Source organism: Photobacterium sp. DA100 (assembly GCF_029223585.1).
Taxonomy (GTDB): Bacteria; Pseudomonadota; Gammaproteobacteria; order Enterobacterales; family Vibrionaceae; genus Photobacterium.
Genome location: NZ_CP119423.1, coordinates 542,743 through 565,909, shown reverse-complemented (window position 1 = coordinate 565,909; position 23,167 = coordinate 542,743). Strand labels below are relative to the sequence as shown.

The window sequence follows — 23,167 nt, the reverse complement described above, 5'->3', positions numbered from 1 at the left end:
AACGTAAAAAAGCCAGAGTCTTTCGACTCGGGCTTAGTATCAGTGGCGGAGCGGACGGGCTGGCACTCCAGTGGGACTCAACGCGCCGACATTGCGGCGGGGACGCCTAGTTCCGCGAAAAGTGCGTAGCACTTTCGGGAGCGTCAGATAGCAAAAAAACCCAGCCTTTCGACTGAGGTTTCTTAATAAGTGGCGGAACGGCCGGGCTGGCGCTCCAGCGGGACTCATTCGCCTGCAAGGCGAACATATCCGACAGACGTAAAAAAGCCCGAGTCTTTCGACTCGGGCTTAGTATAAGTGGCGGAGCGGACGGGAATCGATGGTCCGGCATCCCGGCCCGCGAAAAAGTGCACAGCACTTTCGGGAGCGTCAGATAGCAAAAAACCCCAGCCTTTCGACTGAGGTTTCTTAATAAGTGGCGGAGCGGACGGGACTCGAACCCGCGACCCCCGGCGTGACAGGCCGGTATTCTAACCAACTGAACTACCGCTCCACTCAAATCACCGTGTGTTCAGCACGATAATCTAAATTGGAAGCCTGGCGATGTCCTACTCTCACATGGGGAGGCCCCACACTACCATCGGCGCTATTACGTTTCACTGCTGAGTTCGGCATGGGATCAGGTGGGTCCATAATGCTATGGTCGCCAAGCAAAATTCTTACAATCTCGAAAGCTGATGTTCTCGCACTACATTCAAGTGCTCATGGAGTCCGTTAAAACCCCTTGGGTGTTGTATGGTTAAGCCTCACGGGCAATTAGTACAGGTTAGCTCAACGCCTCACAACGCTTACACACCCTGCCTATCTACGTCGTAGTCTCCAACAACCCTTCAGGAACCTTATAGGTTCAGGGATGACTCATCTTGAGGCTCGCTTCCCGCTTAGATGCTTTCAGCGGTTATCGATTCCGAACTTAGCTACCGGGCAATGCGTCTGGCGACACAACCCGAACACCAGAGGTTCGTCCACTCCGGTCCTCTCGTACTAGGAGCAGCCCCTCTCAATCATCCAACGCCCACGGCAGATAGGGACCGAACTGTCTCACGACGTTCTAAACCCAGCTCGCGTACCACTTTAAATGGCGAACAGCCATACCCTTGGGACCGACTTCAGCCCCAGGATGTGATGAGCCGACATCGAGGTGCCAAACACCGCCGTCGATATGAACTCTTGGGCGGTATCAGCCTGTTATCCCCGGAGTACCTTTTATCCGTTGAGCGATGGCCCTTCCATACAGAACCACCGGATCACTATGACCTGCTTTCGCACCTGCTCGAACCGTCATTCTCGCAGTCAAGCGGGCTTATGCCATTGCACTAACCTCACGATGTCCGACCGTGATTAGCCCACCTTCGTGCTCCTCCGTTACGCTTTGGGAGGAGACCGCCCCAGTCAAACTACCCACCAGGCACTGTCCGCACCCCGGATAACGGGGCGACGTTAGAACATCAACACTACAAGGGTGGTATTTCAAGGACGGCTCCACCAACACTGGCGTGCTGGTTTCAAAGCCTCCCACCTATCCTACACATGTAGGGTCAATGTTCAGTGCCAAGCTGTAGTAAAGGTTCACGGGGTCTTTCCGTCTAGCCGCGGGTACGCAGCATCTTCACTGCGATTTCAATTTCACTGAGTCTCGGGTGGAGACAGCGTGGCCATCATTACGCCATTCGTGCAGGTCGGAACTTACCCGACAAGGAATTTCGCTACCTTAGGACCGTTATAGTTACGGCCGCCGTTTACCGGGGCTTCGATCAAGAGCTTCGACCGAAGTCTAACCCCATCAATTAACCTTCCGGCACCGGGCAGGCGTCACACCGTATACGTCATCTTTCGATTTTGCACAGTGCTGTGTTTTTAATAAACAGTTGCAGCCACCTGGTATCTGCGACTGCCAGCAGCTCCAAGAGCAAGTCTCTTCACCGCCGGCAGCGTACCTTCTCCCGAAGTTACGGTACCATTTTGCCTAGTTCCTTCACCCGAGTTCTCTCAAGCGCCTTGGTATTCTCTACCCGACCACCTGTGTCGGTTTGGGGTACGATTCCTTACTATCTGAAGCTTAGAGGCTTTTCCCGGAAGCATGGCATCAATGACTTCAGCACCGTAGTGCCTCGACATCGGGTCTCAGCCTTAAGTAATCCCGGATTTGCCTAAGATTACAGCCTACACCCTTGAACCTGGACAACCGTCGCCAGGCCCACCTAGCCTTCTCCGTCCCCCCATCGCAATAGTAAGAAGTACGGGAATATTAACCCGTTTCCCATCGACTACGCCTTTCGGCCTCGCCTTAGGGGTCGACTCACCCTGCCCCGATTAACGTTGGACAGGAACCCTTGGTCTTCCGGCGAGGGAGTTTTTCACTCCCTTTATCGTTACTCATGTCAGCATTCGCACTTCTGATACGTCCAGCACACCTTACGATGCACCTTCAACCGCTTACAGAACGCTCCCCTACCCAATACATAAAATGCATTGCCGCAGCTTCGGTGTATAGCTTAGCCCCGTTAAATCTTCCGCGCAGGCCGACTCGACCAGTGAGCTATTACGCTTTCTTTAAATGATGGCTGCTTCTAAGCCAACATCCTGGCTGTCTGAGCCTTCCCACATCGTTTCCCACTTAGCTATAACTTTGGGACCTTAGCTGGCGGTCTGGGTTGTTTCCCTCTCCACGACGGACGTTAGCACCCGCCGTGTGTCTCCCGGATAGTACTTACTGGTATTCGGAGTTTGCAAAGGGTTGGTAAGTCGGGATGACCCCCTAGCCTTAACAGTGCTCTACCCCCAGTAGTATTCGTCCGAGGCGCTACCTAAATAGCTTTCGGGGAGAACCAGCTATCTCCAGGTTTGATTGGCCTTTCACCCCTAGCCACAAGTCATCCGCTAATTTTTCAACATTAGTCGGTTCGGTCCTCCAGTAAGTGTTACCTCACCTTCAACCTGCCCATGGCTAGATCACCTGGTTTCGGGTCTAATCCTAGCAACTGTACGCCCAGTTAAGACTCGGTTTCCCTACGGCTCCCCTAATCGGTTAACCTTGCTACTAAAATTAAGTCGCTGACCCATTATACAAAAGGTACGCAGTCACCCCGAAGGGCTCCTACTGCTTGTACGTACACGGTTTCAGGTTCTATTTCACTCCCCTCACAGGGGTTCTTTTCGCCTTTCCCTCACGGTACTGGTTCACTATCGGTCAGTCAGGAGTATTTAGCCTTGGAGGATGGTCCCCCCATCTTCAGACAAGATAACACGTGTCCCGTCCTACTCGTTTTCACTGATAATGCGCTACCGGTTACGGGGCTATCACCCTGTATCGCTGTGCTTTCCAGCACATTCACCTGACGCAAAACTAGCTTAAGGGCTAATCCGGGTTCGCTCGCCGCTACTGCCGGAATCTCGGTTGATTTCTCTTCCTCGGGGTACTTAGATGTTTCAGTTCCCCCGGTTCGCCTCGCAACGCTATGTATTCACGTTACGATAACTGCTTATGCAGCTGGGTTTCCCCATTCGGAAATCCAAGAGTATAGTGATTCTTACCATCTTCTCTTGGCTTATCGCAGGTTAGCACGTCCTTCATCGCCTCTGACTGCCCAGGCATCCACCGTGTACGCTTAGTCACTTAACCATACAACCCCAAGGGGTCTGTTCGTATGGCTCAACAACCAAGGTTGTTCATCTGAGTTGTGATGAACTGTGTTTCGCCGGACTCTTACACAAGACACTTGAATGTGTGTTGCTTGAGAACTCGTTCTTCATAAAGAAGAACAAAATAAATCAATCTATCGATTGAATTTACTAGTCAGCTTTCCAGATTGTTAAAGAGCATGTGTTTGTCTTTCGACATCCACTTTCTAAACACACTCACAAGAATGTTTTTAGAGAGTGGTGGAGCTAAGCAGGATCGAACTGCTGACCTCCTGCGTGCAAGGCAGGCGCTCTCCCAGCTGAGCTATAGCCCCATCGAAATGGTGTCTTTCAAGAAGAAAGAGTGGTGGGCGATACCGGGCTCGAACCAGTGACCCCCTCCTTGTAAGGGAGGTGCTCTCCCAACTGAGCTAATCGCCCTCCGATGTTTTACATCTTCAAAGGAGAAGATGGTGGGTCGTGCAGGATTCGAACCTGCGACCAATTGATTAAAAGTCAACTGCTCTACCAACTGAGCTAACGACCCGTGGCGTCCCATAGGGGAGTCGAACCCCTGTTACCGCCGTGAAAGGGCGGTGTCCTAGGCCTCTAGACGAATGGGACACAAAGTTTGTCAGCGAAATATGTTTCGCTAACTTTGTGTAAGCGGAGCGACGAGCTTGCGAGAAGCGACATCATACCGAAACACAAGTGTTTTCAGGTTTGGGTACCTGAACATGTTCTCTACTTTTCGACCAAGCAATCTGTGTGGACACTGCATAAAACGCAGTCATATCGTTAAGGAGGTGATCCAGCCCCAGGTTCCCCTAGGGCTACCTTGTTACGACTTCACCCCAGTCATGAACCACACCGTGGTAAACGCCCTCCCGAAGGTTAAGCTATCTACTTCTGGTGCAGCCCACTCCCATGGTGTGACGGGCGGTGTGTACAAGGCCCGGGAACGTATTCACCGTGGCATTCTGATCCACGATTACTAGCGATTCCGACTTCATGGAGTCGAGTTGCAGACTCCAATCCGGACTACGACGTACTTTCTGGGATTCGCTCACTCTCGCAAGTTGGCAGCCCTCTGTATACGCCATTGTAGCACGTGTGTAGCCCTACTCGTAAGGGCCATGATGACTTGACGTCGTCCCCACCTTCCTCCGGTTTATCACCGGCAGTCTCCCTGGAGTTCCCACCCGAAGTGCTGGCAAACAAGGATAAGGGTTGCGCTCGTTGCGGGACTTAACCCAACATTTCACAACACGAGCTGACGACAGCCATGCAGCACCTGTCTCAGAGTTCCCGAAGGCACCAATCCATCTCTGGAAAGTTCTCTGGATGTCAAGAGTAGGTAAGGTTCTTCGCGTTGCATCGAATTAAACCACATGCTCCACCGCTTGTGCGGGCCCCCGTCAATTCATTTGAGTTTTAATCTTGCGACCGTACTCCCCAGGCGGTCTACTTAACGCGTTAGCTCCGAAAGCCAGTGTTCAAGACACCAACCTCCAAGTAGACATCGTTTACGGCGTGGACTACCAGGGTATCTAATCCTGTTTGCTCCCCACGCTTTCGCATCTGAGCGTCAGTCTTTGTCCAGGGGGCCGCCTTCGCCACCGGTATTCCTTCAGATCTCTACGCATTTCACCGCTACACCTGAAATTCTACCCCCCTCTACAAGACTCTAGCCTGACAGTTCCAAATGCTATTCCGAGGTTGAGCCCCGGGCTTTCACATCTGGCTTAACAAGCCGCCTGCATGCGCTTTACGCCCAGTAATTCCGATTAACGCTCGCACCCTCCGTATTACCGCGGCTGCTGGCACGGAGTTAGCCGGTGCTTCTTCTGTTGCTAACGTCAAACACTGCCGCTATTAACGACAATGCCTTCCTCACAACTGAAAGTGCTTTACAACCCGAAGGCCTTCTTCACACACGCGGCATGGCTGCATCAGGGTTTCCCCCATTGTGCAATATTCCCCACTGCTGCCTCCCGTAGGAGTCTGGACCGTGTCTCAGTTCCAGTGTGGCTGATCATCCTCTCAGACCAGCTAGAGATCGTCGCCTTGGTGAGCTCTTACCTCACCAACTAGCTAATCTCACCTGGGCTAATCCTGACGCGAGAGGCCCGAAGGTCCCCCTCTTTGCTCCGAAGAGATTATGCGGTATTAGCCATCGTTTCCAATGGTTATCCCCCACATCAGGGCATATTCCCAGGCATTACTCACCCGTCCGCCGCTCGCCGCCCATAACGTCCCCCGAAGGTTCAGTTATGTCGCTGCCGCTCGACTTGCATGTGTTAGGCCTGCCGCCAGCGTTCAATCTGAGCCATGATCAAACTCTTCAATTAAAGTTTTGGCTCAGTGATTACTGATAAATTGACTGTGCTGATACCGAAGTATCAATTTGGTCACTCAGCTCACTGATAAATCTTTTTGACTATCATTTCACGAGTGCCCACACAGATTGCATGGTCAAATTGTTAAAGAACAATGTTTGCCACAACCGCTCTGATTCAGTGCTTTGCCGTGACAACGGAGGCGCATTATAGAGACTTGATTGGGTTTGGCAACACTATAAATTCAATTATTTTGTCAAAACGAATCAACCGAACATTTATTGACCAATAAGCACACTACTAGCGGAAATATCAAACTACCCCTCAGCTTGTTCTTCTATTCGCGTTACCAGCTCTGCAGGTAATTCCAATGCTTTGGCCAGCTCATCGAGGTAAGCCCGCTCCAAAAAATGGTCTACATCTATTGCTAGAAGAGAAACCAGATAGACTTCCGATGCCAAAGCCATATTATCCACCTGCTGGCTAAGTGCATTGGGATCCAACGGCGCATCGACCCAGCGCAAAATAGCGGTCTCGCTATCACCCCCAAAATCCTTCTCGGCGGCCCATTTCGCGATGGCGGCTCGTTCCTGAACGTCTATGTGCCCATCCGCTTTGGCTGCAAATACCATCGCCTGAAGCAGTAAACCAGCTTTGTCATCCAGTTGCTGTTGGAAAGCAGGTTCCGACGTTGCAGATGTCACTGGCACAGATTCATCTTGCTGCCATTTTTTGTAAGCCTGGTAAGCCAACGTCCCCACCAACGCCGTTCCCCCGACAGCCGCTGCTTGGGTACCGTATTTTTTTGCGAGTTTACGGGTTTTCTTATTGCCCAAAAGCGCACCGACTAACCCACCGCCTAATGCTCCTTTGAGCAAGTCGCTCGACGCCCCAGCCTGTATACCTGAATGCGCCTTTCCTCTCTCCAGATATTTACTTGCTTCGCCCAACAATTTATCCATCATGGTTTTCATACCCCCTCCCGTTGCATACATCTTCAAGCATTCACTAAAAACTCAATAAAAAAGCAGGAAAAAGAAGTGAGACTATCGCCTGATAAAGAATGGCGATATCAACAATACGTAGCCTAGATTGGCAGGGATGAATATGAAGTGAATACAAAAGTAAAGGAATGTAAAAAGCCCTCCATAAGGAGGGCTTGAGGGATTAAACAGGCTACTTATTGTTTGGCTTCAATTTGACCGTCGGTTGCAACAATATTAATTGGCTTACCCGTAACAAACTTGCCTGACAATATATCTTGAGCCAGTGGGTTCTCAATATATTGCTGGATGGCACGCTTGAGCGGCCGGGCTCCGAATACCGGGTCGAAACCAGCCTCGGCAATCAAATCCAGCGCACTGTCATCCAGGTTCAGCAGGTAGTCGCGCTCTTCCAAGCGTTTCTCCAGTCGTGCAATCTGAATGCTGGCAATGTTCTTGATATGCTCGGCACCAAGCGGATGGAATACCACAGTTTCGTCAACCCGGTTAATAAACTCAGGGCGGAAGTGATGACCCACCACCTCCATAACCGTTTGCTTGATACCGTCGTAGTCCAACTCACCAAAGTGCTCCTGGATACGATCTGAACCAAGATTGGAAGTCATGATCACCACACTATTGCGGAAGTCGACCGTCCGGCCCTGGCCATCCGTCAATCGCCCGTCATCGAGCACCTGAAGCAAAATGTTGAACACGTCAGGGTGGGCCTTTTCCACCTCATCGAGCAAAATCACCGAATAAGGACGACGGCGAACCGCTTCGGTCAGATAGCCACCTTCTTCATAGCCAACATAGCCAGGGGGCGCACCGACCAAGCGTGCAACCGAGTGTTTCTCCATAAACTCGGACATATCAATCCGCACCATGGCATCGTCACTATCAAACATAAAGTGCGCCAGGGCTTTGCATAGCTCGGTTTTACCGACCCCAGTTGGGCCGAGGAACAAGAACGAGCCAATTGGACGGTTTGGATCCGACAGCCCGGCCCGGCTGCGGCGAATGGCATTCGCGACCGCATCAACCGCTTCATCCTGTCCGATAACCCGCTTGTGCAAAGCTTCTTCCATCCGCAGTAGCTTATCACGCTCCCCTTCGAGCATTTTGGCTACCGGGATCCCGGTCTGGCGGGAGAGTACTTCCGCGATTTCGGCATCGGTCACCTTGTTCTTGAGCAGGCTCATCTCCTGCATTTCCGCTTGAGCCGCCAAGTCGAGTTGCTTTTCAAGCTCTGGAATTTTACCGTACTGTAGCTCCGACATCCGGTTGAGATCGCCTGCTCGGCGAGCGATTTCCATATCGGTACGGGCTTGCTCAAGCGCTGTTTTGATATGCTGAGTACCAGACAGTGCCGCTTTCTCGGCATTCCACACTTCTTCTAGCTCGGCATATTCGCGCTCTTTTTTGTCCAGCTCTTCGCGCAGATCGCTCAGACGCTTCTGGCTGGCCTCATCACTCTCCTTGTCCAGTGCCTGCTGCTCGATCTTGAGCTGGATAATCCGGCGCTCGAGACGGTCCAGTGACTCGGGCTTGGAGTCGATCTGCATGCGGATACTGGATGCTGCTTCGTCGATCAAGTCAATCGCCTTATCCGGCAGCTGTCTATCTGAGATGTAACGGTGCGACAGCCCCGCCGCCGCAACAATTGCCGGATCCGTAATTTCCACATGGTGATGCAGCTCGTAGCGCTCCTTGAGGCCACGCAAAATCGCTACCGTATCTTCAACAGTCGGTTCATCCACCAGCACTTTCTGGAACCGACGTTCCAACGCGGCATCTTTTTCGATGTACTGGCGATACTCGTCCAGCGTAGTGGCACCGACACAGTGCAGCTCACCGCGAGCCAACGCAGGCTTGAGCATGTTCCCCGCATCCATCGAGCCTTCACCTTTACCGGCACCGACCATGGTATGCAGCTCATCGATAAACAGGATGATATTGCCCTCTTCTTGCGAGAGCTCATTAAGCACTGACTTCAGGCGCTCTTCAAACTCACCCCGGTATTTGGCACCAGCAATCAGCGACCCCATGTCCAAGGAAAGTACTCGCTTGTGGCGCAGTCCCTCTGGGACCTCGCCATTGACAATACGTTGCGCCAAGCCTTCGACAATCGCAGTCTTACCTACCCCTGGCTCACCGATAATGACTGGGTTGTTCTTGGTACGGCGCTGCAGGACCTGGATAGTCCGGCGAATTTCATCGTCGCGGCCGATCACCGGATCCAGCTTGCCCTGCTCGGCACGCTCGGTGAGATCAATGGTGAACTTTTCCAGCGCCTGGCGGTTTTCCTCAGCATTGGGATCATCAACATTCTGGCCGCCACGCACTTTTTCTATGGCCTGTTCGATTTTGTCGGCGGTCAGTCCTTTTTCTTTCAGCAACTGACCGAGCGGCCCCTTGTCGTCTACCGCCGCCAAAATAAACAATTCTGACGAAATATATTTGTCCTTGCGCTTCTGGGCCAGCTTGTCACACATGTTGAGCAACATCCCCATCCCATGCGAAAGCTGGACATCACCGCCGATACCGCTCACCTTCGGCAACCGCTCCAGCAATTCTGATAAACCGGACCGTAGCTGGGCAATATCGACATTCAATAGGGTTAGAAGTGGACGGATGGTACTGCCATCCTGGTTTAGCAGCGCCACCATCAAGTGGGCTGGCTCTATATACTGATGGTCTCGCCCCAATGCTAGCGATTGCGCATCAGAGATTGCCATCTGGAATTTGCTAGTAAAACGGTCAAGACGCATAAGTCCTCCTAATCTTCTCTCACGGTAAGATATGGTGGCCTAGCTCCCATTTTTCAAGCCAAATCTTCCCCACTCATTGTGCAAGCTCGGGTGAACCCTTGTCTCACAACACCCCGGAAAAAGAAAAGCCCTGCATCGGCAGGGCTTTGAACTGGGTAAATACGTATGGCTATTCCAGCCAGATCAAGGTTGCCTGACGGCCTGTCACGCCATCGCGCCGGTACGAGTAAAATTGCTCGGCATCAGAAAAGGTACAAGCCTCCCCGCCAAATACATCACTTACTGACGCACTGGCCAAGCGCTGGCGAGCCAGTAGGTACAGATCTGCCAACCACTTTTCGCCGTGCGGCTGAAAACCTTCGGCAGCAGCTGGCCCGTAAGCAAGAAACTGCTCACGCACCTCTCCACCGACCTCAAATGCTTGCGGTCCAATAGCAGGACCGAGCCAAGCCATGATTTCCGAGCCCGGTACAGTAAACTTAGCGATAGCCTGTTCAATGATACCGTCAACCAAACCGCGCCATCCGGCATGAACTGCTGCAACCTGTGTCCCTTGGCGATCACACAGGATCACCGGTAGACAATCGGCCGTCATCACCACGCAAGGAAGATGCCTTTTCGCAGTATAACTGCCATCAGCATCTAGCGCCTGTGCACTTGGCTGCTCAAGGTTTACCACCTCAATACTGTGGGTCTGATTCAGCCAAACGGGTGCGGTGTCTAATCCAAGCTGGAGCTGCAGCCACTGGCGGTTTTGCAACACAACCTCGGGATCATCCCCAACATGGTTACCAAGGTTTAAACCTTGGTATGGCCCTGCACTCTTACCGCCTTCACGCGTTGTCGCAATGGCTTTGACATTGGCTGGAGCCGGCCAGTCGGGGACAATCCACATATCAGTATTCTTCCTCTTGGTGTGCTTCTTTGTCTTTGCGCAAGATGCTGATCATTGCCACCATGTCGATAGGAAGCGGCGCGCGCCATTCCATCAACTCACCGGTGATCGGGTGTTCTAGACGAAGCATGCGTGCATGCAGAGCCTGACGATCGAAAGCACGCAGGGCCTGTACCAGCTCATCAGAAGCATTTTTGGGCGGACGAGGTCGACCGCCGTATATCGCATCACCAACCAGAGGGTGAGTTAGATACGACATATGCACACGGATCTGGTGAGTACGGCCCGTTTCAAGACGCAGGACAATACGGGTATGCTCTCGGAAATGCTCAGCCACCCGGAAGCGGGTGATTGCCGGTTTGCCAAATTCACTCACCGCCATACAGACGCGCTTGGTCGGGTGACGACCAATCGGTTTATCGACTGTACCGCCACCAGTCATCTTACCCATCGCAATCGCTTCGTATTCACGGGTAATTCTGCGTTTTTGCAGTGCACGAACAAGACGAGTTTGCGCCTGGATTGTCTTCGCTACCACCATCAGGCCGGTGGTGTCTTTATCCAAACGGTGCACAATACCGGCACGAGGCACTTCTGCCAAAGACGGGCAATGGTGAAGGAGTGCATTAAGCACCGTGCCATCCGGAGTACCCGCGCCAGGGTGAACAACAAAATCACGCGGTTTGTTGATGACGATAATGTGCTCATCTTCATATACGATATCCAGCGGGATATCCTGAGGAACCCAGCGGACTTCATCTTCGATCTCCGCTTTGATAAACAGCTCCTCACCGCCCATCATTTTCAAACGTGGCTTTGTCGTAACTTCCCCATCGACAGAAACCATGCCATTTAGGATCCACTCTTTGATCCGTGAGCGGGAATAATCGGGGTATAATTCAGCGATAACCTGATCAAGGCGCAAGCCAAGTTGACTATCATTTACTGTATTTGTTAACTCTATCTGCTGTGCCATAGCGAACTTTTTTAAAAAGCGTGGGACTAAACGTCAAACGCTGCGTAAAATAACATAATAGTGTCATTGTATCTGTTAACGGCTCAGACCGTAATGGATCCGCAGAAATAAAATTATTTATCAAGGAAACAGTCGCCGCAATGAAACGCCTGACTCTATCGTCTCTTCTTGCCGTCGCCATACTTTCAGGCTGTTCAAGCACGGAAGAAGTGGTACCGGATGTACCGCCATCTGAACTTTATGCCACCGCTCAGCAGGCCCTGCAAAGCGGTAGCTGGACAACCGCCATCGAACGACTGGAAACATTAGATTCCCGCTACCCATTCGGTGCCTACTCTGAACAGGTTCAGCTTGATCTGATCTATGCCTACTACAAAAACGATGATCTTGCTTTAGGTGAAGCAACCATCGATCGCTTCAACCGCCTAAACCCTGCCCATGAAAAGGCCGACTGGGTATTGTATATGCGCGGCCTGACTAGCATGGCGCAAGACCGTAGCTTTATGCATGACTTGTTCAATATCGATCGCCACGACCGAGATCCTGAGCCGGCCCGCAAAGCCTTCCGTGACTTCAAACGTCTACTCGAGCGCTACCCGAACAGCCGCTATGCTGCCGATGCCCAAGCGCGTATGGTCTTTTTGAAAAACCGCCTAGCCGATTACGAACTAGCCGCTGCCGATTTCTACCTCCGCCGAGAAGCTTGGGTGGCTGCCGTCAACCGCTCCCAGCTGATTCAGCGCGAATATCCAAACACCGAAGCAGCACGCAGATCGTTGCTGATAATGGAAAGCGCCTACGAAAAACTAGGCTTGAGCGAACCGCTGGAGAATACCCGCAAACTTATCGCACTCAACCCCATTTAATGGACTGACTCTTCGGCCATAAAAAAACAGCAGCCAAATGGCTGCTGTTTTTTATGAATCTCACTACATCGTTATCGACACGTAGGAAACAAGCTGGTCAATTTTAACTCAAGCTATTGTTATAAATCGAAAAAAGTCCCTGAATAGCACCAGCCACCAGCGTTCGTTCTTCCCTCATACTGCCCCAACTTTCTAGTGTTCTACAAGCACTTTCTTCAAACTTTTTTGCAACAAGCAAGACGCGATCACAGAATTTTTCTGGACAATATTTTAACAATGCAATTGTGATCCAGATCGCATTATTGATTCATGAATTTAGTAATCTGAAGTCAACCCAACGAAGGGTAGCAAAAGAGGAAAGATAATTATGACAGTAGACATTACCGGCAAAAACCTAGATATCACCCCTGCTATCCGTGAGCGCATTGAGTTTAAATTCAAGAAGTTAGAAAAATACCAGGTTCCTTTTATCAGCAAGCACGCTGTAATCAGCACCGAGCCAAACCGCCAATTCAAAATTGAAGCATCTGCTGCTATTCCGGGAGGTCAACTAGTCGCCTCAGCAGAGCATGACGATATGTACGGTGCCATTACCGAGGTATACCAAAAACTAGAACGCCAACTGAACAAACAAGCTCACAAGCCAACGGCGCGCCGTGCAAGCCACAGCGACAAGCCGCAGATTGAAGAAGCCGAAGAAGAAGCATAATTATTCAAGAGGATTTTATAAACAGCCCTGCCCTGCAGGGCTGTTTAGTTTCTGCTTGACAACACTTCCAAGGCTGCATAATGTTGAGCCATACCTAACCCAAATTCATAACTTTCAGTATTTATGCAAACGACCCGACTGTTTTTCTTTAGCTTCTTTTTTATGTCACCTTAGTGGGGGCTATTCGTTACGCAAGAAACAAGCTAAAGACGAACAGACAGCCTCCTCTAACCGGGAGGCTTTTTTGTATGAATAAGACAGGGAGCGACAATGACAGAACCGCAGTATTCGCTGGACGAAATCCGAACCAACGTCAGCCGTATCGATAACGAAATATTAAAACTGCTCGCCGAGCGCCGCCAGCTCAGCCTCGAAGTCGCCAAGAGCAAAATCCAAACCGCCAAGCCGGTGCGCGATCAAACCCGTGAGCAGGAACTGCTGCTGCGATTGATCGAGACGGGCAAATCGCTTCAACTGGATGCCCAGTACGTCACCCAGATCTTCCATACCATTATCGAAGATTCTGTCTTGTTCCAGCAGGCTTACCTACAGAAACTCGCTAACCCTGAGAGCCTGCAGCCTGTCGCCCGTGTCTCTTTCCTTGGTGCCAAAGGCTCCTACTCCAACCTTGCCAGCCGGAGCTATTTCAGCAAAAAACAAACCAAACTGGTCGAGCTCAGCTGCTCAACCTTCCGTGATGTGCTCCACACAGTAGAGATTGGCAATGCCGACTACGGCGTGCTGCCTATCGAAAACACCAGCTCGGGCTCGATCAACGAAGTCTATGATCTGCTACAGCACACCAGCCTGTCGATTGTCGGAGAGATCAACCAGCCTATCGAGCACTGCCTGCTGGCCGCGGTCGATACCAAGCTGGAAGACATCGACACCCTATATTCGCACCCTCAGCCACACCAGCAATGCAGTGAGTACCTCCACTCCATGGGCAATATCACTCAGGAATACTGCTCCAGCACCGCAGAGGCCATGAAGAAAGTGGCCGAGCTCCAGCTCCCGAATGTGGCGGCTATCGGCAACGCCTCAAGCGGCGAACTGTACGGGCTGACCCCGCTCAAAACCAATATTGCCAACCAGCAGGAAAACTACACCCGTTTTATCGTCGTTGCGCGCAAGCCGGTGGAAGTAACCTCGCTGATCCCGGCCAAGACCACCCTGACCATGTCGACCGCCCAGAAGGCCGGCTCCCTGGTAGAGTGCCTGCTGGTTCTGCGTAACCTCAACATCAACATGACCAAACTGGAGTCGCGCCCGGTGATCGGCAACCCGTGGGAAGAGATGTTCTACGTCGATGTCGAGGAGAACCTGAAATCGGATGTGATGCAGGAAGCTTTGGAGGAGCTCACCCGCCTGACCCGCTTTATCAAGGTACTCGGCTGCTACCCGAGCGAGAACGTCAAGCCGGTTGACCCTGAGACGGGTGATCTGATTTAAGCGGTGTAGTCTGACACTACAGGCACACATCACTGGATGGGAATTTCAAAAACGCGGTAAATACATCCATGTAGCTCCAACCCTGAAGCGCCAGCCCGGGTCTTCCCTGTCAGGTAGGTTTTGAAATTCCATCCAGAAATATGCCACTCTCCAGTCTCCAAAGACCAAAAAGCCCACGCACTGCGAAGTGCGTGGGCTTTGTTATTCTTATCGAAGGCGCTTGGCTTAGCGCCCTGACGCGGTACGGTGAGTCGAGTCGTTCGCCTGTCTAAGTAATCCCTGGCTCTCGGTTAAAAAATGCTGGGCATAGTCTCCAAACCAGCTCTCAACCCGGCCGAAGGCCTGCTTGAACGTCTCTTTATCTTGGCTATCCAGAACCGCAATCGCCTCGCCGAAGCGCTGGTGGAAGCGCTTGATCATCGCCAAGTTCTGCGGCGACGACATTATAATGTCGGCATAGAGCTGGGCGTCCTGGGCAAACAGGCGCCCCACCATCGCCAATTCCAGGCGGTAGATTGGCGAGCTGAGCGACAGCAGTTGCTCCAGCTTGGGATCTTCCTCGGCAAGGTGCACTCCGTACACAAAGGACGTGAAGTGTCGCAGCGCCTGGATCAAGGTCATCCCCTCATCGTGCTCAATCGCACTGATCCGGTTAAGGGTTGCACCCCAAATCTGGATCTGCTCGAGCAACCACTGGTAGCTCTCCGGCATCCGGCCATCGCAATACGCCACCACCTGCTTGGCCAAGCTGGCGATATCTGGACCAAACATCGGGTGCAAGCCGACAACAGGCCCGCGATGTACCTCAAGCATGGCCTGCAGCGGCCCGCTCTTAACCGAAGTCAAGTCGGCAAGAATACAATCATCCGGCAGGTTACCCAGCTTGGCGATAATGGGCTCGGTGATATTGATCGGCACCGACACCACCACCATGCCGGCATCGGCCAGCAACTCATCAGCCCTGTCCCAATCCTGGCTGCCCAGCTTGCGAACCTGATAACCCGACAACTCAAACAGGCGGCAGAACAAGCCACCCAGCTGGCCGTGGCCGCCGACAACGACAATCGGCCGCAGCTCAGGCTTAAGGCACTTGAAACCAGAATCATTTTCGCTGGCATAGGACTCGCGCATGGTGCGGCGCAAAATATCTTCGATCAGATCCGGCGGCACCCCTTTGCTTTCTGCCTCCTGACGCCGTGAAGCCAGCATCGCGGCCTCACGGTCAGGGGCATAGATCGGCAAGCCGTGTTGGCTTTTCACATGGCCGACCTCTTCGACCAGCGACAGGCGGCGGGCTAGCAGCTCCACCATCTGTCGGTCGACATCATCAATTTGATCTCTCAGTTTACTCAGTTCAGCGACCATCTATGGCTCTCTGCATTGGTGGCGGAATTAGTCTTCAACGCGCTGTTGAAGAAATGGCGTTAGCTCCTGGTGCGCATGACGCAATAGGGTCTCAGTCGACTCCCAGCTGATACACGCATCGGTGATAGACACACCGTAAGCCATCTCCTGGCGCGGTAGATCCGCACTCTGGTTTCCTTCATTAATATGGCTTTCCAGCATCAAACCAATGATGGACTTGTTGCCCTCACGGATTTGGTGGATCACATCTTCGGCAACCAGCGGCTGACGGCGGTAATCCTTGCGAGAATTAGCATGGCTACAGTCTACCATCAGCGACGGAGAAAGGCCTGCCGCATTCATCTCGTTTTCACACTCGGTCACTGAGACAGAATCATAGTTGGTCTGCTTGCCGCCACGCAGAATAACATGGCCATCCGGGTTGCCCTGGGTATTGAGCAGCGCAACCTGGCCATCGGGGTTGATCCCGATGAAACGGTGGCCGGAAGCGGCCGCCTGCATGGCGTTGATCGCGGTACCCAAACTGCCATCGGTACCATTCTTGAATCCAACCGGCATAGACAGACCACTGGCCATCTCACGGTGGGTCTGGGATTCAGTGGTGCGGGCACCGATTGCAGCCCAGCTGAACAAATCCCCCAAGTATTGCGGGCTGATAGGGTCAAGTGCCTCGGTGGCGAGCGGGATCCCCATTTCCACCAAATCAATCAGTAACTGGCGGCCGATGTGCAGCCCTTCTTCCACCTCAAACGAGCCGTCTAGGTGCGGGTCATTGATCAACCCCTTCCAGCCAACGGTGGTACGTGGCTTTTCAAAGTAAACCCGCATCACAATGTACAGCTGATCGCTGAGCTCTTCCGACAGTGCTTTGAGTTTCAGCGCATATTCTTTGGCAGCTTCGATGTCGTGGATAGAGCATGGACCACACACCACCAGCAAGCGGGGATCGCGTTTGTGGATGATATCGGCAATCGTCTGGCGAGACTGACGGACGAAGTTGAGGGCATTGTCACTCACCGGCAGCTTGCTGCACAGCTCTTGTGGCGTGATCAATACCGACTCTTTTTCGATATGGACGTTGTTCAACTGATCTTTTTGCATGCGGGCTTCCCTGTAAACTAATTAATACAAAATCAAAAGAAAAAACAGGACTGCCCTGTCATAAAACAGACAATAGCAGCCATTAACAGGGAATTGCAACCACCTGTAAAGAAAAAAATCCACCGTAAATAAAAATTTACAACCTCAGCATTTTTGGCGCTATCGGCCAAAGCCAGTTACCATAATGGCAATGCCCACTCGCACTCCCTATGGCAATGGAACTGATTTTTTCTCTGTTACAGCAGCTCAGCGTATATCTGGTACTGGCTTACCTGTTGAGCAAAACCCCACTGTTTATGCCGCTGACCTCTATTTCAGGCCGGCTATCACAGCGTTTTACCTGCTATATCCTATTTTCCCTCTTTTGTATTTTAGGCACTTACTTCGGATTACACATAGAAGATGCAATTGCCAATACCCGGGCAATCGGTGCCGTCATGGGAGGATTGCTCGGCGGTCCTATCGTCGGATTTGCCGTTGGCTTAACCGGCGGCCTGCACCGCTACACCCTCGGCGGCTTTACCGACCTGGCCTGTGCCATCTCCACCACAGCCGAAGGACTTATCGGCGGCCTGATGCACAGCTACTATGTCCGAAGGGGACAGGCGGACCAAATTTTCCGCCCGCTGGTAGTGTTTGTGATCACCCTAGTCGCCGAAATCATCCAGATGCTGATCATCCTGGCCGTGGCCCAGCCATTTGAAAAAGCCCTCGGCCTGGTCAGTGCGATTGCCCTGCCGATGGTAATCGCCAACTCGGTGGGCGCCGCTTTTTTCATGAGCATTATCCAGGACAGGAAAACCATTTACGAGAAGTACTCTGCCGCCTTCTCGAGCCGCGCCCTGAAAATCGCCCAGCGCTCGGTCGGGATCTTCAGCCAGGGGTTCAACGAAGAAACCACCAAGAAGATTGCCAAGATCATCTATGAGGAAACCGGGGTGGGCGCAGTCGCCATTACCGACCGCGATAAAATCCTCGCTTTCATCGGGATCGGCGACGATCACCATCTGCCCGGTACTCCTATTTCCTCCGGTTATACCCGTCGTGCCATTGATGGCTGCGAGCTGGTCTATGCCGACGGTTACGATATCCCCTACCAGTGCTCGCTCCACGAGAGGTGCAAGCTCGGCTCGGCGCTGGTGATCCCACTGGTGGGCGGAAACCATGAGGTGCTTGGTACCATCAAGCTCTACGAGCCCAAGCGCAAGCTGTTCTCTACGGTCAATCTCACCTTGGGGGAAGGGATCGCCAAACTGCTGTCCAACCAGATCCTGACCGGCCGCTATATTCAGCAACAGAACCTGCTGACCCAGGCCGAGCTACGCCTGCTGCAAGCCCAGGTTAATCCGCATTTCCTGTTCAATGCCCTCAATACCATCAACTCAGTCGTCAGGCGCGATCCGGACAAAGCCCGCCAGCTGATCCAGCATTTGTCGCAATTCTTCCGCCGTAACCTCAAGCAAAATATCGAAACGGTTACCCTGCAAGAAGAGCTACAGCACATCAATGCCTACCTAGAGATCGAACTGGCGCGCTTTTCCGACCGACTCAGCGTCGAGGTCAATGTGGCAGATGAACTGATGACGATGAAGGTCCCCACTTTCACCCTCCAGCCGCTGGTCGAGAATGCAATCAAGCACGGCACCTCATCACTACTGGAAAATGGTAAAATCACTATCAATGGTTTTGTCGAACAAGACCATGTCATCCTCGAAGTAGAGGACAACGCCGGTAACTATGCCCCTGTCGGGGAAGAAAGTGGACTTGGCATGAAGATTGTCGATAAGCGGTTGAAGAATATGTTTGGCAAACAATATGGCCTGACCATGACATTTCAGGCTCATGAATGGACCCGGGCAACCATCAAACTGCCCGTAGATACCCTCACACACCGTAACGGAGAGCATGCGGCATGATTAAGGCCCTTGTCATTGATGATGAAAAATATGCCAGGGAAGAGCTGATCGACCTGCTGGAAGAAAATGGAACGATCGAGGTGATCGGGGAGTGCAGCAACGCCATTGAGGCGCTGAAGAAGATCAATGCCCTCAAACCCGATGTCATCTTCCTCGACATCCAAATGCCACAGATCACCGGTATCGAAATGCTCAGCATGCTCGATCCTGACACCATGCCCAAAGTGGTCTTCGTCACCGCCTATGACGAATATGCGCTAAAGGCGTTTGAGGATAATGCATTTGACTACCTGCTCAAGCCAGTTGAGACCTGCCGCCTGACTAAAACCATCAAGCGCCTGGAGCGGGAGTGCCAGCCAGCGGACTATTCACCGATTGTCAGTGATATGTTGGAGCTGATCCCGTGCAGCGGCCACAACCGAATTTTACTTCTCCGCCCGGACGAGATTGAGACCGCCTACTCCGATCTGACGGGGGTACATATCGTGGGCCGCGACACCGAGGCGACAACGCAACTCACCCTGAAAACCTTGGAGGAAAAGACCCCGTTGATCCGCTGCCACCGCCAGTACCTCATCCATCCGACAGCAATCAGGGAAATCAAGCTATTGGAAAATGGCTTGGCCGAAATTACCACGCTCGGTAACCATCACGTTCCGGTCAGCCGCCGCTATCTCAAAGAGCTCAAGGATCGCTTCGGGCTCTGTTAATCCCCTGTCCGGCGCGATCAGCGATGGAGCCGTCGCTCTCCATCGCTGACCGCCTCGCCTTTATTCGTCCTTCTTTGCCCTCGCCCAATGGGCCCGGACAAGCAAGGCCGGCATGGCAATACCCTGATACTGATCACGGAATTAAAATTCTGTCTTCCGCCGCTCAATCCTCGGTAAAACCGTTCACCCAATTCGATAAAACCGCTTAATGGAATTATCGACCACTCACCCTGCCATACAACCACTCACCCCTTTTGCAGGTGAATATTGCAGTCAAACGTTTAGGATGGCAGCTATCAAAATAAGTTTTGCGCAGTTGCCGAGGGTGTTGAGGCACGGAACGCAAAACTAAACCAACCCCACTCCAATAGGATTAGAGAGACAAGATATGGCCTGGTTTCTGATGTGTGTCGCAGCGCTGGTAGGTGGTTACTTCATCTACGGTGCGTTCATTGAAAAAGTTTTCGGTATCAACGAAAAACGCCAAACTCCGGCATTTACCAAGCAGGACGGCGTTGACTACGTGCCAATGTCGAACAAGAAAGTTTACCTTGTTCAGCTACTTAACATTGCCGGTGTCGGCCCGATTTTCGGCCCTATCATGGGTGCCCTATACGGCCCAGCGGCGATGCTGTGGATTGTACTCGGCTGTATCTTCGCCGGTGCAGTACACGACTACTTCTCTGGCATGCTGTCAGTTCGTAACGGTGGTGCGTCAGTACCAACCATTACTGGCCGCTACCTGGGCAATGGCGCAAAACACTTTATGAATATCTTTGCCATTGTTCTGTTGCTGCTTGTTGGTGTGGTATTCGTTTCGGCACCAGCCGGTATGATCACTAACCTAGTTAACGAGCAAACCGGTATGGGCATGTCGATGACAACCATGGTGGTTATCATCTTCGCTTACTACATCATCGCGACTATCGTTCCTGTTGATAAGATCATCGGCCGCTTCTACCCGCTGTTCGGCGCGCTGCTAATCTTCATGTCTGTTGGCCTTATCACAGCTATCGCCTTCTCTAGCGAGCACACACTGCTAGGCGACTACGAGATGAGCCAGATGTTCACCAACATGAACCCGAATGACCTGCCACTATGGCCTGCCCTATTCATCACTATCGCTTGTGGTGCTATCTCTGGCTTCCACGCAACCCAGTCACCGCTGATGGCGCGTTGTATGGAAAACGAGAAGAACGGCCGTTTCGTGTTCTACGGCGCGATGATCGGTGAAGGTGTCATTGCCCTTATCTGGTGTGCGCTTGCTCTGTCTTTCTTCGGCTCAGTCGAGTTACTACAAGAAGCCGTTGCCAACGGTGGCCCGGGTAACGTGGTATACAGCTCATCAATCGGCCTGCTAGGCGTATTCGGCGGTATCATCGCTTTCCTAGGCGTGGTTATCCTGCCTATCACTTCGGGTGACACCGCATTCCGCTCAAGCCGTCTGATCCTGGCTGAGTACTTCAACATGGAACAGAAATCGCTACGTAATCGCCTACTGATGGCACTTCCACTGTTCGTTATCGGTGGCATCCTGACCCAGGTTGACTTCGGTATCATCTGGCGCTACTTCGGCTTTGCCAACCAGAGCACCGCGGTAATGATGCTATGGACAGCTTCAGCTTACCTACTGCGCCACAACAAGCTGCACTGGGTAACGACTGTTCCTGCTATCTTCATGACCACGGTATGTATTACCTTCATCCTGAACAACAGCCAGCTAGGTTTCGGCCTACCAATGACGGTATCGACTATCGCAGGTATCGTAGGTTCACTATCCATCGCCGGCTATGTCATCAAGCGTTCGAAAGGCAAAGGCGAAACAGACCTGGCTGACGAAGAGAACCTTGAAGGCAGCACGGAAACCGCTTAAGTTTTAGTTCCCCCTAAAACACAAAAACCAGCCGCAAGGCTGGTTTTTTTATGCTTGTAAAACGGTGCTGGGATGCTGGGATGCTGGGATGCTGGGATGCTGGGATGCTGGGATGCTGGGATGCTGGGATGCTGGGATGCTGGGATGCTGGGATGCTGGGATGCTGGGATGCTGGGAAAGGTTATGTTGTTTACGGAAATAAACAACAAGCTTTAAGCCACAAATAGATAAATGATAATTGCGTCCATGTTTATGGCTCTTTCGATATGAATTGACTGAAACTGCTCCTCCAAGAACTCAGTTCCTTGGGCCGCCTACTCCCACTATCCCAAGTACCCAGGACCTAGGGCCGCTCTCAATCCCGCCCTTCCAAGCATAAAAAAAAAAAGCCCACCTTGCGGTGGGCTTTTTCATTAAACGTCTTACGCGTCGCGAATTACTTAGAAGTAAGCTTCTCGCGGATACGTGCAGATTTACCTGAACGCTCACGTAGGTAGTACAACTTGGCACGACGTACTGCACCACGACGTTTAACAGTAATGCTGTCAACGATTGGAGAGTGAGTTTGGAACGCACGCTCAACGCCTTCACCGTTCGAGATCTTACGAACAGTGAACGCAGAATGTAGACCACGGTTACGCTTAGCGATTACAACGCCTTCGAAAGCCTGTAGACGCTCGCGGTTACCTTCTTTTACCTTAACCTGAACAACAACAGTGTCACCTGGTGCGAATTCTGGTAGGTCATTTTTCATTTGCTCTTGCTCAAGAGCTTTGATGATATTACTCATTTGGTATATACCCTAGAATAAACTGATACTAAATTAATTAAATGCTTGCTTTATGTTCGCGGATAAATTCCGCCAGCAAGAATTCCTGATCGTCAGTCAGAGCTAGGTTTTCCAGGAGCTCTGGTCTTCTCAGCCAAGTTCGGCCCAGCGATTGCTTCAACCGCCAGCAGCTAATGTCCTTGTGGTTGCCAGACAACAAGACCTTAGGGACTTCCTGCCCGTCCAACACTTCAGGACGCGTATAGTGGGGACAATCTAGCAAGCCATTGGCGAAAGAGTCTTCTTCCGCTGACGCAAAGTCACCCAGTACACCCGGTACAAACCGGACGACTGCATCGACCAAGGTCATGGCTGGCAGCTCGCCACCCGTCAGCACAAAATCGCCGATAGACCATTCTTCGTCTACCTCTTGTTGGATAATGCGCTCATCTACCCCTTCGTAGCGGCCGCAGATAAGAATCAGGTTCTCGTTCTGTGCCAGCTCCTCAACACCCGCTTGATCAAGCTTACGGCCCTGAGGTGACAGGTAAATCACTTTAGCCTGGCCTTCAACGGATTGTTTAGCAGCGTGAATGGCATCGCGCAAAGGCTGCACCATCATCAACATGCCCGGTCCGCCACCGTATGGTCGATCATCAACCGTTCGGTGTTTGTCGTGGGTAAAATCACGAGGATTCCACGTTTCCACTGACAAGAGGCCTTTTTTTACCGCCTGGCCTGTTACCCCAAAATTGGTAATGGCATTAAACATGTCAGGAAACAGGCTGATTATGCCTACCTTCATTTGTTCACCTATTACC

14 protein-coding genes, 5 tRNA genes, 3 rRNA genes and 1 other annotated feature are annotated in these 23,167 nt (G+C 52.1%); of the genes, 6 read left to right on the top strand and 16 right to left on the bottom strand.

The annotated features are described in order from the left end of the window. Positions 1–416 precede the first annotated feature (416 nt). From PTW35_RS02905 to rluD, 12 genes are all read right to left on the bottom strand, one after another. Positions 417–493, bottom strand: a tRNA-Asp gene (locus tag PTW35_RS02905). A 42-nt stretch (positions 494–535) separates the two neighbouring features. Continuing rightward, a 5S ribosomal RNA gene (rrf, locus tag PTW35_RS02900) occupies positions 536–651 on the bottom strand. 84 nt (positions 652–735) lie between these two features. After that, positions 736–3,622: ribosomal RNA gene (locus PTW35_RS02895) — 23S ribosomal RNA — on the bottom strand. A 258-nt stretch (positions 3,623–3,880) separates the two neighbouring features. Next, a tRNA-Ala gene (locus PTW35_RS02890) sits at positions 3,881–3,956 on the bottom strand. 30 nt (positions 3,957–3,986) lie between these two features. Next, a tRNA-Val gene (locus PTW35_RS02885) sits at positions 3,987–4,062 on the bottom strand. 30 nt (positions 4,063–4,092) lie between these two features. Next, a tRNA-Lys gene (locus tag PTW35_RS02880) sits at positions 4,093–4,168 on the bottom strand. Position 4,169: 1 nt separating this feature from the next. Further along, positions 4,170–4,245, bottom strand: a tRNA-Glu gene (locus tag PTW35_RS02875). A 175-nt stretch (positions 4,246–4,420) separates the two neighbouring features. Beyond that, positions 4,421–5,972, bottom strand: a 16S ribosomal RNA gene (locus tag PTW35_RS02870). The 16S, 23S and 5S rRNA genes sit together here with 5 tRNA genes alongside, the layout of an rRNA operon. Before the next feature lie 305 nt (positions 5,973–6,277). Continuing rightward, positions 6,278–6,934, bottom strand: coding sequence for a tellurite resistance TerB family protein (locus PTW35_RS02865; RefSeq protein ID WP_281026461.1), 657 nt, complete (start codon positions 6,932–6,934; stop codon positions 6,278–6,280). Positions 6,935–7,140: 206 nt separating this feature from the next. Further along, positions 7,141–9,714 (bottom strand): ATP-dependent chaperone ClpB, encoded by a 2,574-nt coding sequence (clpB, locus tag PTW35_RS02860; RefSeq protein ID WP_281026460.1) that lies wholly within the window; start codon positions 9,712–9,714, stop codon positions 7,141–7,143. A 169-nt stretch (positions 9,715–9,883) separates the two neighbouring features. After that, complete coding sequence (pgeF, locus tag PTW35_RS02855; protein ID WP_044622556.1) at positions 9,884–10,609, bottom strand: peptidoglycan editing factor PgeF; 726 nt, start codon at positions 10,607–10,609, stop codon at positions 9,884–9,886. 1 nt (position 10,610) lies between these two features. Further along, positions 10,611–11,585, bottom strand: a complete 975-nt coding sequence (gene rluD, locus PTW35_RS02850; protein WP_281026459.1) for a 23S rRNA pseudouridine(1911/1915/1917) synthase RluD — start codon at positions 11,583–11,585, stop codon at positions 10,611–10,613. 140 nt (positions 11,586–11,725) lie between these two features. Here rluD and bamD point away from each other — a divergent pair, with 140 nt between their 5' ends. The 3 genes from bamD (at position 11,726) to pheA (ending at position 14,612) form a co-directional block, all read left to right on the top strand. Next, positions 11,726–12,451, top strand: coding sequence for an outer membrane protein assembly factor BamD (bamD, locus tag PTW35_RS02845; protein WP_281026458.1), 726 nt, complete (start codon positions 11,726–11,728; stop codon positions 12,449–12,451). A 367-nt stretch (positions 12,452–12,818) separates the two neighbouring features. After that, on the top strand, positions 12,819–13,160 hold the full coding sequence (gene raiA, locus PTW35_RS02840; protein ID WP_281026457.1) for a ribosome-associated translation inhibitor RaiA: 342 nt from the start codon (positions 12,819–12,821) through the stop codon (positions 13,158–13,160). A 125-nt stretch (positions 13,161–13,285) separates the two neighbouring features. After that, positions 13,286–13,408: a sequence feature (Phe leader region), on the top strand. Between the two features lie 22 nt (positions 13,409–13,430). Continuing rightward, entirely contained in the window at positions 13,431–14,612 is a 1,182-nt protein-coding gene (pheA, locus tag PTW35_RS02835; protein ID WP_281026456.1) for a prephenate dehydratase, read from the top strand. A gap of 225 nt (positions 14,613–14,837) precedes the next feature. On the opposite strand, the gene tyrA is transcribed toward pheA, so the two are convergent. Continuing rightward, entirely contained in the window at positions 14,838–15,977 is a 1,140-nt protein-coding gene (tyrA, locus tag PTW35_RS02830) for a bifunctional chorismate mutase/prephenate dehydrogenase (protein ID WP_281026455.1), read from the bottom strand. A gap of 27 nt (positions 15,978–16,004) precedes the next feature. Continuing rightward, the gene (locus tag PTW35_RS02825) at positions 16,005–17,078 is read right to left on the bottom strand and encodes a 3-deoxy-7-phosphoheptulonate synthase (protein WP_281026454.1); all 1,074 of its coding nucleotides are present in this window, start codon (positions 17,076–17,078) and stop codon (positions 16,005–16,007) included. Positions 17,079–17,293: 215 nt separating this feature from the next. Between PTW35_RS02825 and PTW35_RS02820 the strand changes: the two genes are divergently transcribed. The 3 genes from PTW35_RS02820 (at position 17,294) to PTW35_RS02810 (ending at position 21,577) form a co-directional block, all read left to right on the top strand. Continuing rightward, positions 17,294–18,994 (top strand): sensor histidine kinase, encoded by a 1,701-nt coding sequence (locus PTW35_RS02820; RefSeq protein WP_281027422.1) that lies wholly within the window; start codon positions 17,294–17,296, stop codon positions 18,992–18,994. Next, positions 18,991–19,704 carry a two-component system response regulator BtsR gene (btsR, locus tag PTW35_RS02815; RefSeq protein WP_281026453.1) on the top strand — a complete coding sequence of 238 codons (714 nt, stop codon included), beginning with the start codon at positions 18,991–18,993 and terminating at the stop codon, positions 19,702–19,704. The genes PTW35_RS02820 and btsR overlap by 4 nt, the downstream gene beginning before the upstream one ends. Before the next feature lie 388 nt (positions 19,705–20,092). Continuing rightward, positions 20,093–21,577 (top strand): carbon starvation protein A, encoded by a 1,485-nt coding sequence (locus tag PTW35_RS02810; RefSeq protein WP_281026452.1) that lies wholly within the window; start codon positions 20,093–20,095, stop codon positions 21,575–21,577. Between the two features lie 436 nt (positions 21,578–22,013). Here the strand turns inward: PTW35_RS02810 and rplS are convergent, their stop codons facing one another. Beyond that, positions 22,014–22,367, bottom strand: coding sequence for a 50S ribosomal protein L19 (gene rplS, locus PTW35_RS02805; RefSeq protein WP_039468648.1), 354 nt, complete (start codon positions 22,365–22,367; stop codon positions 22,014–22,016). Positions 22,368–22,404: 37 nt separating this feature from the next. Beyond that, positions 22,405–23,151: a tRNA (guanosine(37)-N1)-methyltransferase TrmD gene (trmD, locus tag PTW35_RS02800; RefSeq protein ID WP_281026451.1), complete on the bottom strand. Its 747-nt coding sequence runs from the start codon at positions 23,149–23,151 to the stop codon at positions 22,405–22,407. Positions 23,152–23,167 lie beyond the last annotated feature (16 nt).

Excerpts from the sequence above, each read along its gene's own strand:
- PTW35_RS02865 (WP_281026461.1), bottom strand. The coding sequence starts at position 6,934 with ATGAAAACCATGATGGATAAATTGTTGGGCGAAGCAAGTAAATATCTG.
- clpB (WP_281026460.1), bottom strand. The coding sequence starts at position 9,714 with ATGCGTCTTGACCGTTTTACTAGCAAATTCCAGATGGCAATCTCTGAT.
- pgeF (WP_044622556.1), bottom strand. The coding sequence starts at position 10,609 with ATGTGGATTGTCCCCGACTGGCCGGCTCCAGCCAATGTCAAAGCCATT.
- rluD (WP_281026459.1), bottom strand. The coding sequence starts at position 11,585 with ATGGCACAGCAGATAGAGTTAACAAATACAGTAAATGATAGTCAACTT.
- bamD (WP_281026458.1), top strand. The coding sequence starts at position 11,726 with ATGAAACGCCTGACTCTATCGTCTCTTCTTGCCGTCGCCATACTTTCA.
- raiA (WP_281026457.1), top strand. The coding sequence starts at position 12,819 with ATGACAGTAGACATTACCGGCAAAAACCTAGATATCACCCCTGCTATC.
- pheA (WP_281026456.1), top strand. The coding sequence starts at position 13,431 with ATGACAGAACCGCAGTATTCGCTGGACGAAATCCGAACCAACGTCAGC.
- tyrA (WP_281026455.1), bottom strand. The coding sequence starts at position 15,977 with ATGGTCGCTGAACTGAGTAAACTGAGAGATCAAATTGATGATGTCGAC.
- PTW35_RS02825 (WP_281026454.1), bottom strand. The coding sequence starts at position 17,078 with ATGCAAAAAGATCAGTTGAACAACGTCCATATCGAAAAAGAGTCGGTA.
- PTW35_RS02820 (WP_281027422.1), top strand. The coding sequence starts at position 17,294 with ATGGAACTGATTTTTTCTCTGTTACAGCAGCTCAGCGTATATCTGGTA.
- btsR (WP_281026453.1), top strand. The coding sequence starts at position 18,991 with ATGATTAAGGCCCTTGTCATTGATGATGAAAAATATGCCAGGGAAGAG.
- PTW35_RS02810 (WP_281026452.1), top strand. The coding sequence starts at position 20,093 with ATGGCCTGGTTTCTGATGTGTGTCGCAGCGCTGGTAGGTGGTTACTTC.
- rplS (WP_039468648.1), bottom strand. The coding sequence starts at position 22,367 with ATGAGTAATATCATCAAAGCTCTTGAGCAAGAGCAAATGAAAAATGAC.
- trmD (WP_281026451.1), bottom strand. The coding sequence starts at position 23,151 with ATGAAGGTAGGCATAATCAGCCTGTTTCCTGACATGTTTAATGCCATT.